Raw genomic sequence first — 14,534 nt, 5'->3', positions numbered from 1 at the left:
CCTAACTCTTTGAGCGTTGGAGTCGGCGCCAGCAGATGATGGCGCAGGCGAGGGTGAGGAAGGCTTCGTGGATGTCGTCGCGGATCTCCCAGCGGATGCGCAGGCGGCGGAACCAGTGCAGCAGGGCGATGGTCTGCTCGACGACCCATCGTCGGGTGCCGAGGCCAGAGCCGTGGTCGACGCCGCGTCGGGCGATGACCGGGGTGATGCCCTTGGCCCGCAGATCGCGGCGGTAGCAGTCGTAGTCGTAGCCGCGGTCTGCATAGATCCGCTTCGGTCTTTGTCGGGGTCGACCTCGAATGCCTCGCAGGGGCGGGATCTTCTCGACCAGGGGCATCAGTTGGGTGACGTCGTGGCGGTTGCCGCCGGTCAGGCTGACAGCGAGGGGGATGCCACCCGCATCGGTGATGACGTGGTGTTTCGAGCCTGGCTTGCGGCGGTCGACCGGGCTCGGGCCGGTTTTGGGCCGCCCTTGAGCGCCCGGACGTGGGAGCCGTCGATCACCGCCCGCGACATGTCCAGTTGATCGGCGGCCCGTAGTTTGCCCAGGAGGACCTCATGCAGCCGTTGCCACACGCCGGCGTCGTTCCAGTCCCGCAGCCTGCGCCAACAGGTCATCCCCGACCCGAAGCCGAGCTCCTGGGGCAGGTACTCCCACGGGATCGCCGTGTAGAGCACGAACAAGATCCCGCACAACACCTTGCGGTCGTCGAGGGGCTTGCGTCCGGGGAACCGGTGCCGGCGTGGTGGACGGGGCGGCAGCAGCGGCTCGATCTCAGCCCACAGGTCGTCCGAGACGATCCACGGCGGCTGGTCACCTCTCCTCACGGCCGAGCACTCTAGTCGACCATCCGATAAGGACGGACGGCCCCTAGGTCATTCTGTTAGGAGCTCTAAGTCATCGGTGTGCCAACCAGCCGGCCCGGCTGGGTCAGTCGACCCGGCGTCCGCCGAGCCACTCGACCATCTTCGGGTCGCGGTGGTCGAAGAACACGGTTTCGCCGGTGTCGAGGCCGGCAATGCGGGCCATCTCCTCGTCGCTGAGCTCGAAATCGAAGATGTCGAGGTTCTGCGCCATGCGGTCGGGACGCACCGTCTTCGGGATGACCACGACGTCGCGCTGGGTCAGCCAGCGCAGGATGACCTGGGCGACGGACTTGCCGTGCGCGCTGCCGATGTCGGTCAGGGTCGGGTTGCTGAACAGGTCGTTCTTGCCTTCGGCGAACGGCCCCCATGACTCGATCTGCACGCGGTGCTCGCGCATGAGCTGCTGGTCGCCGTGGCGCTGGAAGAACGGGTGGGTCTCGACCTGGTTGACCGCCGGGGTGACGTCGTTGTGCTGGATGAGGTCCACCAGCCGGTCGGGGAAGAAGTTCGACACGCCGATCGCCTTGATCAGCCCTTGGCCGTAGAGCTTCTGCATCGCCCGCCACGAGCTGTAGTAGTCGCCCAGCGGCTGGTGGATCAGGTACAGATCGAGGTAGTCCAGGCCCAGCTTCCGCAGGGATTTGTCGAACTCGCGCGTGGCGGTGTCCTCGCCGGTGTGCTGGATCCAGAGCTTCGTCGTGATGAACAACTCCTCACGGGGAATGCCGCTGGCGGCGATCGCCCGGCCGACGGCTTCCTCGTTGCCGTAGGAGGCGGCGGTGTCGATGGACCGGTAGCCGGCCGCCAGCGCGTCGGTGACGACCTGCTCGGTCTGCTCGTCGGGGACCTGGAAAACGCCGAAACCCAGGATCGGCACCTCGACCCCGTTGTTGAGCGTGACGAGTCGGTTCTGAGCAGCCATACCGGTTCCTTCCGCTGGTTCACCGGGCGTGCCAACCGTGCATCTGCGGCTCACCCTGGTCTTCGTCCTGACCTCTACCCAACCCGCTTTCGCGGCCGGTAGGCAGTGACGGTCCTGCCCGGTAATGCCAGACCCTCCCTACGCGCCCGGACAGCGCCGTACGTTCGAGGACATGGACAACCGCAGTGAGGTCCGCGACTTCCTCACCACCCGTCGTGAACGCCTCACTCCCGAGCGGGCCGGCGTCCCGTTCTTCGGCGGAAGGCGGCGCGTCAAGGGCCTGCGCCGCGAGGAAGTGGCGATGCTCGCCGGAATGAGCACCGACTACTACACCCGTCTGGAGCGCGGCAACCTCACCGGCGTCTCCCACTCGGTGCTCGACGCACTCGCCGGAGCGCTGCAACTCGACGAAGCCGAACGCACCCACCTGTTCGACCTGGCCGAAACCGCCAACGCGCCCAAACCTGGGTCCCCACCCCGACGTGTGGCACGCCGGACGCCAGTGAGGCCGGGCGTCCAGCGCGTCCTGGACACCATCAACGCCCCCGCGTACGCCCGCAACGGGCGGATGGACGTTCTGGCCACCAACCGACTCGGACGGGCCCTTTTCGCCGACGCCGTCGGCGCGACCGGCGGTTTCAACCTCGTCCGCTACCTGTTCCTCGACCCCCGCGCACAGGAGTTCTACCCCGCCTGGCGCACCGTCGCCGCCGACAGCGTCGCCGCACTGCGCACCTACGCCGGACGAAACCCCTACGACCGCGTGCTCACCGACCTGGTCGGTGAACTCAGCACCCGCAGCGAAGCATTCCGCACGTTGTGGGCCACCCACAACGTGAAACTGCACCACACCGCCACCAAGACCATGCACCACGCCATCGCCGGAGACCTCGAACTCACCGGCGAAGCCCTCCACCTGCCCGGCGACCCCGACCTGACGATCATCACCTACACGTGGGAGCCAGCGAGCCCCACAGAGCAGGCACTCACCTTCCTCGCATCATGGAATCCCCAGCCCGTCGACGGCACCACAAGCCAACACTCGCGCTCTCGCCGAGACCCGACATCCAGGTGATCCGTCGGAGGCGCTGCTGCCACGTTGGGGTACGACGCAGAACGACATGGTGACCCATCTGGCGGGGAGGGACTTGGATGTGTGTCGCCCGTGCAGGCGTACCAGGGAGGAGCTCAGCGCCCCTATTGGGCGAGCAGCACATCACCGCGGCCACTCGATCACGAGCTACCGCCGCCGGACAAGCCGCTCCGCGAGGGTCTCACGGAGATCGTCGGGCAGCCCGTCGACCTCGATCAGCTCGGGCAGCAGCCCCGGCTCGGTCAGGTACGCCCGAAACGCCTTCGCGATCGACACCCCGTGCGCCGGGCGGTCCTCCACGGTCACCGGATCGCCGGCCCACACCTCGCCGGGCTCCAGCACCCGCAGGTACGCGCCCGGGCGGTTCGCCCGGGCGAAGGTCTTCACCCAGCGCGGCTCGCCCATCTTGTGCTGAAACGTGACGCACGGGATGCGGCCGAAGGTCGGCTGGAGAACCAACCGCGGACCGATGCGCCACCGCTCGCCGATGACCGCGCCGTTGACGTCGACCCCCTCAGTCGTCAGGTTTTCGCCGAAGAGTCCGTTGGACAGCCGTCGGCTCAGCCGCGCCTGCCACCAGTCGTAGTCCTCCCGCGCGTACGCGTAAACGGCCTGGTCGTCGCCACCGTGATGCTCGACGTCGAAGATCTGGTCACCAACCAGGCCGCTGTGCAGCCCGGTCGTCTTGGGTCCCGGCGCGCGCACGGTAACCAGGTGATCAACCGGACGCTTGTTGATACCCGTGACACCAACGCCCTTGGCCGGGTTGGGCTCCGGCACCGCCAAATTGACCGAGACAATCCTGCTCACGCGGGCAACCTAACCGCCCGTGCCCCCGCACGCCGAGCAATTTCCCGCCACTTGCAGCGGGCGTACCCTCGGACATTCTCCTGCTGAGGCACCTACCGTCGAGGCGGTGGACAGGACAGCGGCGCAAGGGATCACGTGATGGCAACTGGGGACGAGGCGTCGGCCTCGCGTCGGGACGGCGGCGGATTTCTGCGATGGGTGGAGCTGACGGACGGCGACATGGACACGTCGAGCTATCCGTTCACACTGCCCATCGTCGCCGGACTGCGGGCGGCCGGCCGGTTGGAGCTGGATGCGGCGGTGACGTTCCTGGCCGGAGACAACGGCACCGGCAAGTCAACGCTTATCGAGGCGATCGCGGTAGCCGCCGGGTTCAACCCCGAAGGCGGATCCACCAACTTCCGATTCAGCACACGGGCCACCGAATCATCGCTCGGTGAGCACCTGCGACTGGTACGCGGGATCGGTAAGCCGCGCTCCGGGTTCTTCCTGCGTGCCGAGTCGTTCTACAACGTGGCCACCGAGATCGACCGCCTCGGTGTGGCCGACGGCTACGGCGGCATCAGCCTCCACGAACGATCCCATGGCGAGTCGTTCCTCGACCTGGCCACTCACCGATTCAAGCCGCGAGGCCTGTACCTGCTCGACGAGCCGGAAGCTGCCCTGTCCGTCCATGGCTGTCTGGCGCTGCTCACCCGCATCCACGACCTGGTCCAGGCTGGCTCACAGTTCATCATCGCCACCCACTCCCCCATCCTGCTGGCCGTTCCGCACGCCCGAATCCTGCAAATCGAAGGCAGCGGCACCATCAGCCACGTCGACTACGACGACGCACAACCGGTGCTGCTGACCCGATCGTTCCTGGCGAGCCCGCAGCGGTACCTGCACCACCTGTTCAACGACGACAGCTGACCCAGGCTGGGTAGTGCAGGCTGACTCTCGATTACGGTGACCATGAAGGGGGTGGGCGGTGGCGCCGGAGGTATCGCCGCGAAGGGCCAGGGCCGTGCTCGTCGCGCTCTCCCTCGCCGCGTTCGCGTTCATCACGACCGAACTGCTGCCCGTCGGCCTGCTGACCCACATCGCACCCGACCTCGACCGGTCCCGCACACAGGTGGGCCTCCTGGTCAGCGGATACGCCGTCGTGGTCGTGCTGGCGTCCGTGCCGCTGGCCCGGCTGACCCAGCGGGTACCCAGGCGTCAACTGCTCGGTGTCACGATGCTCCTGTTCGCCGCCGCGAACGCCACCTCCGCGCTCGCGCCGACGTACGCCGTGCTCGCCGGCTCCCGCGTCGTGACAGCGCTCGCCCAGGCGCTGTTCTGGTCCATCGCCACGGCGACCGTGACCGGACCCTTCCCGGTCGCGGTGCGCGGCCGGGTGGTGGCGCTGTTCGCGACCGGGGCGACGCTCGCCCCGGTGCTGGGCGTACCCCTCGGCACCTGGCTCGGGCAGCAGGCGGGTTGGCGCGTGGCGTTCGCGGTGCTGGCCGGGGTCGGTCTGGCGATCGCCACCGTGGTGCTCGTCCTCCTTCCCTCCTATCCGCCGGCCACTGGCGGCGCCGCCCGGGGCACCGCACCGGACGGGCGGCGCTTCGCCCTGTTGCTGATCGCGACGGCCCTCGGCATCGGCGGCTTCATGACCCTGCAGACCTACGTCACACCGTTCCTGCTCGACGTCAGCGGCTTCGCCGACGGGGTGCTGGCGCCGTTGCTCTTCGTCTCCGGCGCGGCCGGCGTCGTCGGCACCCTGGCCGCGGCCCGGACCCTGGACACCCGGCCGATCGCTTCCCTTCTGACGCCGCTGAGCATCGGCACCGCCTCGCTGTTCGGCCTGTACGCGCTCGGCGCTCTCCGGCCCGGCGCGGTCGTGCTCCTCGCCGGGATAGGCCTCGGTTACGCGGCGTTCGGCTCCGCCGTGCAGAGTCGGATGCTGCAACTGGCTCCGGGCAGCACCGACATCGCGTCGGCCGGCGTCAGCACCGCCTTCAACGCCGGCATTGCCGGGGGATCGCTGCTCGGCGGGGCGCTCCTGCCCACCTCGGGAGCGCGCCCGCTGGCACTCGTCGGCGGGTTGCTGACGCTGGCCGCCCTCACGCTGCTCACCGTGGACGTGAGGCGGTCTCGCACCGCCGGGCCGACGCCGACCACCGACCTTTCCCCCACCAGCCGCGCTGACGGGTACGCCTCAGCGGGGCGGCGAGGCCTGCTCCAGTGGGCGTCCGTGGGCTCGGATCGCGTCCGAGACGGCGACGCCGAGCAGGACCGCGGCAGCTGCCGCGGCGACCCAGAGTGACGGCAGGCCGACCATCACCGGCGCCATGGCCGCGAGGACGACGATCCCGATCGGCCGTGGCCGGGACACGCGGGCGAAGGCCACGTACTCGAATACTGAGCGCCCGGCGAGGTAGAGCGCGGGCCCGCCGAGGATGGCGCCGACCCAGGCGGGTCTGGCGTGTCCGGATGGATCCATCAGGACGAGCTCGAAACCGGCTGAGGTCGCGAGGATGCCGGCCACCATGAGCAGGTGGGACAACTCGGCCGACCGACCGAGCCGGCCGGGGTCGGCGGACGCCTCGATGGCCTCGCCCAGGATCTGGCCGGCTCGGTAGAAGTAGATCCGCCACAGCAACACCGTGGTGAGGAACGACAAGGTCAGGGCCCATGTTCGTTCGGCCACGATCGGACCGCGTAGAAGACTCGAGCCGGAAGTCAGGATCGTCTCACCGAGCGCGACGATGACGAGCTGCCAGTAGCGTTCGGCCAGGTGCTCGCCCGCGACCGCCCACGGGGACACCTGCGCGCGACCCAGCCCCGGTACCGGCCAGCCGAATCTGCCCCCCAGGTAGTCGATCGCCAGGGCCAGCGCCCACAGCGCATTGCGCGTCACCTCCCCCGGTGCCAAGGCTCCGGCGAGCCACGGCACCGCCGACGCCGCGAACCAGACGAGCGCCAGCATGTTCACGCGGCGCAGGACGTTGCCCCGCAGGGTAAGGACGAAGAAGAGGGTGCGGCCCACCTGGATCGCGACGTACGTGCTCGCGAAGAGCAGGCCGGTCTCGGCGAGAGCCCCGGATATCGCGACCGCCAGGAACAGACTCCCGAGCATCGTCGCGAGGACAACGAACTGGATCGCCGGCTGGAACGGGTCGAATTTGCTTGTCACCCACGCCGTCTGGGTCCAGATCCACCAGACGGCCAACAGCAGCAGCAGAGTCTCGCCGTTTTCCGAGAGAGAAGTGGACAACGTCTCGGCGACGTGATCCCTGCTGTAGTCCAGCACCAACTCGTGCACGATCCGGGTGAGCGCGAAGACGAACACGAGATCGAAGAACAGCTCGAGGAACGTCGGCCGCTGCGGACTCTCACGCCGACGCAGCAGATTGGCCACTCTGTTCGTCGTCACCGGCCCGCCCGCTTCGTCAGCTTGTCGCTGAAGCAGTCGTACCACGTCGCCGTGCCGCCCACGGATAGAACGCGGCGCGGAGGGCACTGTGATGGACGCTGTCACCACCGTTGAGGCAGGATGCGCGAGATGCTCGCACCGATCCCGCGCCGCGCCGGCGTCGTCGCAACGCTGTCCGTCATCCTGATGGCCGGTTGTGGGACTCCGCAGCGGACGACCACCGCCGCGCCCACCTCCAGCGTTCCCGCCCCGGGGACGGCGGGGGCGCAGAGCGCCGCGCCGACCGTACCGTCGCCGAGCGCGTCCGCACGGACCGGCATCGGCGCCCGCCCGCGCCCGCCCGTCTCGGCGTGCCCCGTGTTCCCCGCCGACAACGTGTGGCACGCCGACGTCTCCCGGCTGCCCGTGCACTCCCGCTCGGCGGCCATCATCGGCAGCATCGGCCCGGCCGCCGCCGTGCACGCCGACTTCGGCGCCGGCACATGGCAGGGCGCACCGATCGGCATCCCGGTCACCGTCGTCGGCGCCGGGCAGCGACGCGTACCGGTCACCTTCTCCTACGGCGACGAGAGCGACCCCGGGCCCTATCCGATCCCGCCGGACGCAGCGGTAGAGGGCGGGCCGCGCGGCGACGGTGACCGGCACGTCATCGTCTGGGACCGCGACGCGTGCCGCGCGTACGAGCTCTTCGACGCCCACCCGGCCGGAAAGGGCTGGCGAGCGGGATCCGGGGCGGTCTTCGACCTGCGCTCCAACCGCATGCGGCCGGCCGGTTGGACCTCCGCCGACGCCGCCGGACTCTCGATCCTCGCCGGCCTGGTCCGCTACGACGAGGTGGGCGCCGGGCGGATCGACCACGCGATCCGGGTCACCGTGCCACGCACCCGCAGCGGGTGGACCTGGCCGGCGTCGCACTCCGCATCCGGCAACAAGGACGCTTCACTGCCCCAGTTGGGTCAACGACTGCGGCTCAAGCGCTCTGTCGACGTCACCCGGCTGCCGAAGCAGGCCAGGATCGTCGCCGAGGCAATGCAGCGGTACGGCGTCATCGTCGCCGACCACGGCTCGGCGTGGTTCATCTCCGGGGCACCCGACAGGCGATGGGACAACGACGCGCTGCACACGCTTGACGCTCTGCGCGGCAGCGACTTCGAGGTTGTCGACGCCACCGGATTGATGGTGAGTCGCAGCTCCGGGAAGATTCGCTGACCAGAGGCACTCCTCGGCGATGGCGCCGTCGCGCTACCGTCACCATCCGGCTGGACCCGGCCGGGCGGGCGATTGTCGACAGGCCCGATCAGGAGAAGTGCGTCTTCGGCCGGGCGAGTCGTTCCCCGTCGACGGTCAGGTCGACCTTCTCGTTGTAGAAGGCGATCAGCCCGGCGATCGGCATGAGCGCGCTCGTGGGAAAGGAGTACGACCAGGCCAGGTCCGGGTGGACGGTGCCCGCGGCACGCACCGACCAGTAGCGGCTGGTTCGGCCCTTGTACGGGCAGGAGGTCGTTGTCTGTGACGGCACGAGGTGCCCGAAGTTCACCTCAGTCTGGTTGAGGTAGTAGCGGGTCGGCAGACCGGTCTCGAAGACCAGCACCGGCGACGCCGACTCGGCCAGCACGACCCCGCCGAGTTCCACACGTACGCGGCGGGTGGACCGTACTGCGTCGACCCGCGCGTACGGGTTACGGGGGTGTACGAAGACCTCCTCGTCCTCCTCGAACCAGCTGTCCATGGCGGCCCAGTCGAACCGGACGGTGTCCGCCAACCCGGGCAGAACGTCTTCGTTCCCGTACCACCGGGCGGACGACGGACGGACCGTGTCGCCGACCCGCAGCCCATGCACCTGGCCGGTCCCACACCGGACCCGCTCCGTGCGGTGCTCGTCGATCAGGAGGCTGCGGTTCACGTCGGCGGCCGGGATGTAGTACTGCGGGTATAAGGGCCACTCCCACACGTACCGCGCCCGTCTGGTGTCCAGCACCAGTTCGCCGGCGAGGTAGGCGCGGATACGGCGGGGCACCGCCTCAACGCGGTCGTCCGGGGCGATCGCCCTCGGGTAGTCCGACACGATGTCCTCCAGTTCAGCGGCAGCCCCGATTCGTGGGCATTGGCTCAACGATCAGGACGCCTTGGCGTCTCGCCGATGTCAGTGGCCGCCGACCCGCACTGGCCCGGGTCCTGCCGCCCTCCAATCAGCGCGTCGCGGCCCGCCGCAGCACCGCGACGATCTCCCCAATGTCGCTCTCGGAGAGCCGGGGCAGTTCGGAGGCGAACTGCTGGTGCGCGGCGGCGATCACTCCCTCCGTCGGCGCGCCGGCCTCGAGCGCCAGCTTCAAATCCTTCGCGGCCAGTCCGTACGAGAACTGCGTGGGTGCCTCGGGACTGTCCAGCCGGGCGCGCACCCGCGGCACGATCGAGCCGAGGGCGGTGCCGCTCAGTGTTGCCAAGGTGGTCTCGGTGGACAGCCCGAGCCGATCGCCCAGCGCCAGCGCCTCACCGACGAGCACGAAGGAGCCGCACAGCGCCACGTTGACGACCAGCTTGACGGCCGCGCCCGCACCCAGTGGCCCGACGTGCTGGACCTTGCCGAGCACCTCCAGCACGTCGCGTACCCGGGCGAGGGTCTTGTCACTGCCGCCGAAGAGGATCGCCAACTCGCCGGCCGCGGCGGCCGGCAGACTGCCCTTGACCGGGGCGTCCGCGAGGTCCAGGTTGGGCAGTCGATCGTGCAGCGAGGCGATGTGGTCGGGACCCACCGTCGACATGTCGACAAGCGTCGCGGCCGGGTGGAGCGCTGCGGCGGCACCGTGGTCGCCGAAGAGCACCGCGTCCACGGCGCCCGGGCCGGTCAGCATGGTGATCACCACGTCGGCGCCGGCGACCGCCTCCGCGGGGGTCGCGGCGGCCCGCGCCCCCGCCCGAACCAGCGGCGCTGCCTTGTCGGCGGTACGGTTCCAGACCGTCACCTCGTGGTCGGCAGCGACCAGCCGACCGGCCATCAGGGAGCCCATCCGGCCAAGGCCGATGAAACCGATGCGTGTCATCCGAACAACCTAACGTCACCCGCTGCGGCGCGCGCCCCACCCGCTCACCGGCGTCGCCCGTCGGTCGAATGTGGGTAAGGTTCGGCGGGTGACTGTCGACCGTACGCCCCTCTTCGTGGTCGCCGACGTGCATGGCCACCGTGCCGAAATGCGAAACGCGCTGCACGATGCCGGCCTCACCGACGGGGCCGGGCACTGGTCCGGCGCAGACGCGCGGCTGTGGCTGCTCGGTGACTACGTCGACCGCGGGCCCGACGGCATCGGGGTCATCGACGACGTACGGCAGCTGACCGTGCAGGCCGCCGCGGCCGGCGGCCAGGTGCAGGCGCTGCTGGGCAATCACGAGGTGCAGTTGCTGGCGGCGTACCTCTTCGGCACCAGCACGGTGCCCGGTTGGCTGCAGGAGGACGGCTTCCGGGGTGGCTGGGCGCGATTCGGCGGTCGAGATGACGACCTGCGCCGGCTCGGGGACGAGCACATCTCGTGGATTGTCTCCCGGCCGGCGATGGCGGTGGTCGACAACTACCTGCTGGTGCACTCCGACACCACCCGCTACCTGGAGTTCGGCGACAGTGTCGCCGCCGTCAACGCCGGGATCGCGGAGGCGCTCGCCCGCCGGGACGCCCCCGGTTGGCTGGCGTTCTGCGGGCAGATCAGCGACCGTGGCGCGTTCCGGGACAGCGAGCCGGCCAAGCCGGACGACCCGGTGGCCACCATGCTCGGCACGTACGGTGGCGAGGTGCTGGTGCACGGACACAGCACGCTCACCAAGCACTTCGGGGTGGCCCCCGGCGAGGTGCGCGAGGCCCTGCGGTACGCCGACGGCCGTGTCCTCGCCATCGACGGCGGAGTGTACGAGGGCGGCCGGGTCCTGGTCACCCGACTCGATGGCGGATAGACGCCCCTCCCGTCGGTCTCCCCCCGGATCCTTCGGTGGGTCGTCGGATCACGCATCGCGCAGCTGCAGCGACAGCAGGCCGATCAGCAGGGCGCCCGCCGCCCACAGGGCCAGGACGCCCAGGCCCTGCCAAGGTCCGATCGTCAGCGACTCCAGCGCCCTCGTCGCCTGGATCTTCAGACCGGCGGACATCGGTGAGATCCGGTCTATGCGCTTCAGCCACTGAGCGTCCGTGACCACCGCGCTCAGGATCGGCCCGGTGTACAGCAGGATGAGCATCGTGGCGATGGACCCAGCGGTGTCGCGTAGCACAGCGGCGACGCCGTAGCTCAGCAGCGCCACCAGAGCGAGGTACAGCATGGTGCCGTACACCGCCCGCAGCGTCGGCTCGTCGGCCAGCGAGAGCGAACGGTAGCCGTTGGCGGCGTTGAAGCCGTTGCCGGGCAGTACCTGCCGGGCGACGAGGAGCGCGCCGAGGACGCCGAGGACGCCGAGGGCGACCACCACGCCGGTGAGGACGACCGCCTTGCTCAGGTACACCCGCCACCGGCGCGGCACCGCGGCCAGGGTGGCGCCAATCGTGCGCGTGCCGTACTCCTCGCTCATCATGAGCACGGCCAGCACGACCACAGCGATCTGGCCGTACCCGGCACCGGTGAGGCTGAGCTTCGGCAGGTCCTCGAAGCAGGTCGACGGCGTCGGGCACCTGCTGGTGCTGGCCGCGGCCATGACCACCGCCCCGATGCCGACGGTGCCCCCGACGGCGGCGAGTACCAGCCAAACCGTGCTCGTCACCGTCCGCAGTTTCGTCCACTCCGCGCGGACCGCGTCCAGGGTGTTCATGCGTCCCGCCGGCGGACCAGCCACAGCGCCACCACCAGCATCGCTACCGCGTACGCGCAACAGACGGCGAGCCCGGCCCAGGACTGGTCGTAGGCGCAGCCGTCCTGGGGCAGGCAGATGCTCGACACGTGGTCGTAGTGCGGGGTCGTCTGCTGAATCGTGAAGCCGGCGGCCGGCGTGAGTCGCATCAGCCATGTCCCAACCGCTCCCGGCAGCCCGGTGGCGAGCAACTGCGGCAGGAAGAGAAGCACGATGACGATGGCGACCGCGCCCGCGGCACGACGCAGCACGCTGCCGAGCGCCATGCCGAAGACCGCGATCGCGGTCAAAACGACGGCGGTGCCGATGACCGCCCGCAGCACCGCCGCATCGGTCAGTGACCAGTCCGGATACCTGGGGGGCAGGTAACCGTTCTGCCGCTGGATCGGTCCGACGACGAGCAATGCGGTCACTGCGGCCACCAGCCCGAGGATGAACGCGACAGCGCCGACGACCAGCGCCTTGGCTGCCAGGACCCGCCTTCGTCCCGGAGTTGCCATGAACGTTGTGCGCAGCATGCCGTGCCGATGCTCGGCGGTGACGAACAGGACCGCCACCGCGACGGTCGCGACCAGACCGACGGGAATGCCGGTGAGGCCCTGCGCGACGGTGTCCTCCGACGTCGTTCGCGGCGCGACGTCGCCGGTACCGGTGAGCGTCAGCCGGTCACCGGCCCATGCGGCGCCGGGTTTGGTGGCCGTTCGCTCCTTGATTTCCGGTACGGGGGCGTCGTTGATTTCGTCGTCCTGCCAGCCGCGCCCCGACTCGCCAGGTTCGGCAGCTGGGGCGCCGGCGGGCTCCAGGGTGGGCCGCTCGAAAGTCGCTCGGGTGGAGGTCGGGAGTTGGGCGACAGTGCCGCTGCCGAACTGCCGCTGCACCCGGAATGCGGGCGGTGAGGTGACGAACGGCCCGACCTCGACGGTCTGCGGCAGGCCGGCCACTGTCACCGTCCCGACCGGCGTCCAGGAGACGCCGTCCGCCGACTGGAACGCACTGATCGTCGCGCCGACCCGGGTGAGCCTGAGCCAGGTCGGCGCGCCAACAGCGGGACCAGCGATGTCGGTCGTGAAGTTCGACTGCAGCCGGACGCCGTGCCCGGCGGTCACCATCACCGCGGCGTAGCGCGCACCGGGCCGCACGCCGTCCTTGATCATCAGCCCGGCCTTGGTCCACGTGGGCGGCTGGATCTGCTTGGCCTGTGCGTCATCTTGAGCAGCCGGGAAGTCGAGTGATGTCTCGCTGACCCGGGTGGTCACGCTGCCGTCGCCGGTCAGCGGGCGGTGCACGAAGTGAAACCGGTCCTGCACCCAGGTACCGTCCGGGCCCTCGACGATCGAGTCCGGGTTGCCGGGTCCGCTGCTCGCAGCGGCCAGCAGGCTGACGAGGACGGTCAACACCGGTGCGGCCAGCAGGGCGAGCGTCCAGCGACGGACCGAGCGCAGCTTCGCCCACTCCGACAGCAGGAGCCGTCCGAAGCCGGGGCGCCCGGAGTCCGGTAGTGGGTCCGCGCGGCGGTGCACAGTAGTCATCGGGCATCCCGCCCGTCACGTTCACCGGTGGCAGACCCGAACTCGACCGCGTCGCGGGTCAGTTCCATGTACGCCTCTTCAAGCGACGCCCGGTGCGCGGACACGCCGGTGAACGCCACCCCGCGGCGGGTGAGCAACTCGACGACGCGTTCGACCGGCAGCCCGGACACGATCACCGTCTCCCCGTCGGTGATGGCGGCGAGCCCGCCCGCGTCAGCGAGCGTCGTCATGGCCTCGGTGCGCATGCCCGTCCGGACCGAGACCCGATCCCCGGACGCCGCAGAGACCAGTTCCCGAACGGTCGTGTCGGCCAACAGCCGGCCGCGGCCGACCACCAACAGGTGATCGGCGGTGTCCTCCAGTTCGCTCATCAGGTGGCTTGAGATCAGGACCGCCCGGCCCTGGTTTGCCAGCGACCGCAGCAGCCCGCGGATCCACTGGATGCCCTCGAGGTCGAGGCCGTTGAGCGGCTCGTCGAAGATGACCACCGCCGGGTCCCCGAGCAACGCTGCGGCGATGCCAAGCCGCTGCCGCATACCGAGGGAGAACCCGCCGACCGTCCGCTTCGCGACCGCCGCTAGCCCGGCCAGGTCGAGGACCTCGTCGACGCGCCGAGCCGGGATTGCGTTGGACCGGGCGAGCCAGAGCAGGTGGTTACGGGCGCTACGCCCCGGGTGCGCTGCGGACGCGTCGAGCAGCGCACCGACCGTGCGCAGCGGCCGGGTCAGCGTTCGGTACGGCCGGCCACCGACCAGCGCAGTGCCCTCGTCGGCCGCGTCGAGGCCGAGGATGATCCGCATCGTGGTGGACTTGCCCGCGCCGTTCGGCCCGACGAACCCGGTCACCATGCCGGGCGCGACGGTGAACGACAGGTCGTCGACGGCGACCGTCGAGCCGTACCGCTTGCGCAGCCGACACACCTCGATCGTCACGCCGGAGCTGCAGGGGGGAGGCTCGGTCATGGCAGTAACGCTAGGCGGCCGGCGCGGCCCGGTCGTCCCCGTGGAGAGCCGTCCTCCGGGACCGGACCTGGGTGACAATGCGGCGGCGGCTCCCCCGCGCGGGGGACGGACACCCGGGGGACGCGGT

At 70.0% G+C, this 14,534-nt stretch carries 14 protein-coding genes; 5 read left to right on the top strand and 9 right to left on the bottom strand.

The features are described from left to right. Position 1: 1 nt before the first annotated feature. A protein-coding gene (locus GA0070607_RS23820) for an IS5 family transposase (protein ID WP_197701278.1) occupies positions 2 to 801 on the bottom strand; the annotation gives its coding sequence in 2 pieces (ribosomal slippage) (positions 2 to 465 and positions 465 to 801; 801 coding nt in all). A gap of 130 nt (positions 802 to 931) precedes the next feature. Beyond that, positions 932 to 1,789 (bottom strand): aldo/keto reductase, encoded by an 858-nt coding sequence (locus GA0070607_RS23815; protein WP_089020160.1) that lies wholly within the window; start codon positions 1,787 to 1,789, stop codon positions 932 to 934. Between the two features lie 172 nt (positions 1,790 to 1,961). Between GA0070607_RS23815 and GA0070607_RS23810 the strand changes: the two genes are divergently transcribed. After that, the gene (locus tag GA0070607_RS23810; RefSeq protein ID WP_089020159.1) at positions 1,962 to 2,864 is read left to right on the top strand and encodes a helix-turn-helix domain-containing protein; all 903 of its coding nucleotides are present in this window, start codon (positions 1,962 to 1,964) and stop codon (positions 2,862 to 2,864) included. A gap of 165 nt (positions 2,865 to 3,029) precedes the next feature. Here the strand turns inward: GA0070607_RS23810 and GA0070607_RS23805 are convergent, their stop codons facing one another. Then, positions 3,030 to 3,692, bottom strand: coding sequence for an MOSC domain-containing protein (locus GA0070607_RS23805; protein WP_089020158.1), 663 nt, complete (start codon positions 3,690 to 3,692; stop codon positions 3,030 to 3,032). Positions 3,693 to 3,830: 138 nt separating this feature from the next. Here GA0070607_RS23805 and GA0070607_RS23800 point away from each other — a divergent pair, with 138 nt between their 5' ends. Both GA0070607_RS23800 and GA0070607_RS23795 read left to right on the top strand, forming a co-directional pair. Next, entirely contained in the window at positions 3,831 to 4,604 is a 774-nt protein-coding gene (locus tag GA0070607_RS23800) for an AAA family ATPase (protein WP_231930226.1), read from the top strand. A 58-nt stretch (positions 4,605 to 4,662) separates the two neighbouring features. Continuing rightward, positions 4,663 to 5,985: an MFS transporter gene (locus GA0070607_RS23795; RefSeq protein ID WP_231930224.1), complete on the top strand. Its 1,323-nt coding sequence runs from the start codon at positions 4,663 to 4,665 to the stop codon at positions 5,983 to 5,985. Here GA0070607_RS23795 and GA0070607_RS23790 read toward each other — a convergent pair. Beyond that, on the bottom strand, positions 5,878 to 7,182 hold the full coding sequence (locus tag GA0070607_RS23790; protein WP_231930221.1) for a low temperature requirement protein A: 1,305 nt from the start codon (positions 7,180 to 7,182) through the stop codon (positions 5,878 to 5,880). The genes GA0070607_RS23795 and GA0070607_RS23790 overlap by 108 nt on opposite strands. A gap of 42 nt (positions 7,183 to 7,224) precedes the next feature. Here GA0070607_RS23790 and GA0070607_RS23785 point away from each other — a divergent pair, with 42 nt between their 5' ends. Beyond that, a complete protein-coding gene (locus GA0070607_RS23785; protein ID WP_157743235.1) occupies positions 7,225 to 8,304 on the top strand; it encodes a hypothetical protein in 1,080 nt (359 codons plus the stop codon). A gap of 88 nt (positions 8,305 to 8,392) precedes the next feature. Here the strand turns inward: GA0070607_RS23785 and GA0070607_RS23780 are convergent, their stop codons facing one another. Beyond that, positions 8,393 to 9,160, bottom strand: a complete 768-nt coding sequence (locus tag GA0070607_RS23780; protein WP_089020155.1) for a DUF427 domain-containing protein — start codon at positions 9,158 to 9,160, stop codon at positions 8,393 to 8,395. Between the two features lie 124 nt (positions 9,161 to 9,284). Then, a complete protein-coding gene (locus GA0070607_RS23775; RefSeq protein ID WP_089020154.1) occupies positions 9,285 to 10,136 on the bottom strand; it encodes an NAD(P)-dependent oxidoreductase in 852 nt (283 codons plus the stop codon). A gap of 88 nt (positions 10,137 to 10,224) precedes the next feature. Between GA0070607_RS23775 and GA0070607_RS23770 the strand changes: the two genes are divergently transcribed. After that, positions 10,225 to 11,034, top strand: coding sequence for a metallophosphoesterase (locus tag GA0070607_RS23770; protein ID WP_089020153.1), 810 nt, complete (start codon positions 10,225 to 10,227; stop codon positions 11,032 to 11,034). A gap of 48 nt (positions 11,035 to 11,082) precedes the next feature. On the opposite strand, the gene GA0070607_RS23765 is transcribed toward GA0070607_RS23770, so the two are convergent. From GA0070607_RS23765 to GA0070607_RS23755, 3 genes are read right to left on the bottom strand one after another with little or no spacing between them, the layout of a single operon-like run. Continuing rightward, complete coding sequence (locus GA0070607_RS23765) at positions 11,083 to 11,877, bottom strand: ABC transporter permease (protein WP_089022056.1); 795 nt, start codon at positions 11,875 to 11,877, stop codon at positions 11,083 to 11,085. Next, a complete protein-coding gene (locus GA0070607_RS23760) occupies positions 11,874 to 13,445 on the bottom strand; it encodes an ABC transporter permease subunit (protein WP_089020152.1) in 1,572 nt (523 codons plus the stop codon). Before GA0070607_RS23760 ends, GA0070607_RS23765 begins: the two co-directional genes overlap by 4 nt. Beyond that, positions 13,442 to 14,407: an ABC transporter ATP-binding protein gene (locus GA0070607_RS23755; RefSeq protein ID WP_089020151.1), complete on the bottom strand. Its 966-nt coding sequence runs from the start codon at positions 14,405 to 14,407 to the stop codon at positions 13,442 to 13,444. The genes GA0070607_RS23760 and GA0070607_RS23755 overlap by 4 nt, the downstream gene beginning before the upstream one ends. Between the last annotated feature and the right edge of the window lie 127 nt (positions 14,408 to 14,534).

It is taken from the genome of Micromonospora coriariae (assembly GCF_900091455.1).
Lineage (GTDB): Bacteria > Actinomycetota > Actinomycetes > Mycobacteriales > Micromonosporaceae > Micromonospora > Micromonospora coriariae.
The sequence above is the reverse complement of the archived record's forward strand: the minus strand, read 5'-3'. Positions and strand labels throughout refer to the sequence as shown.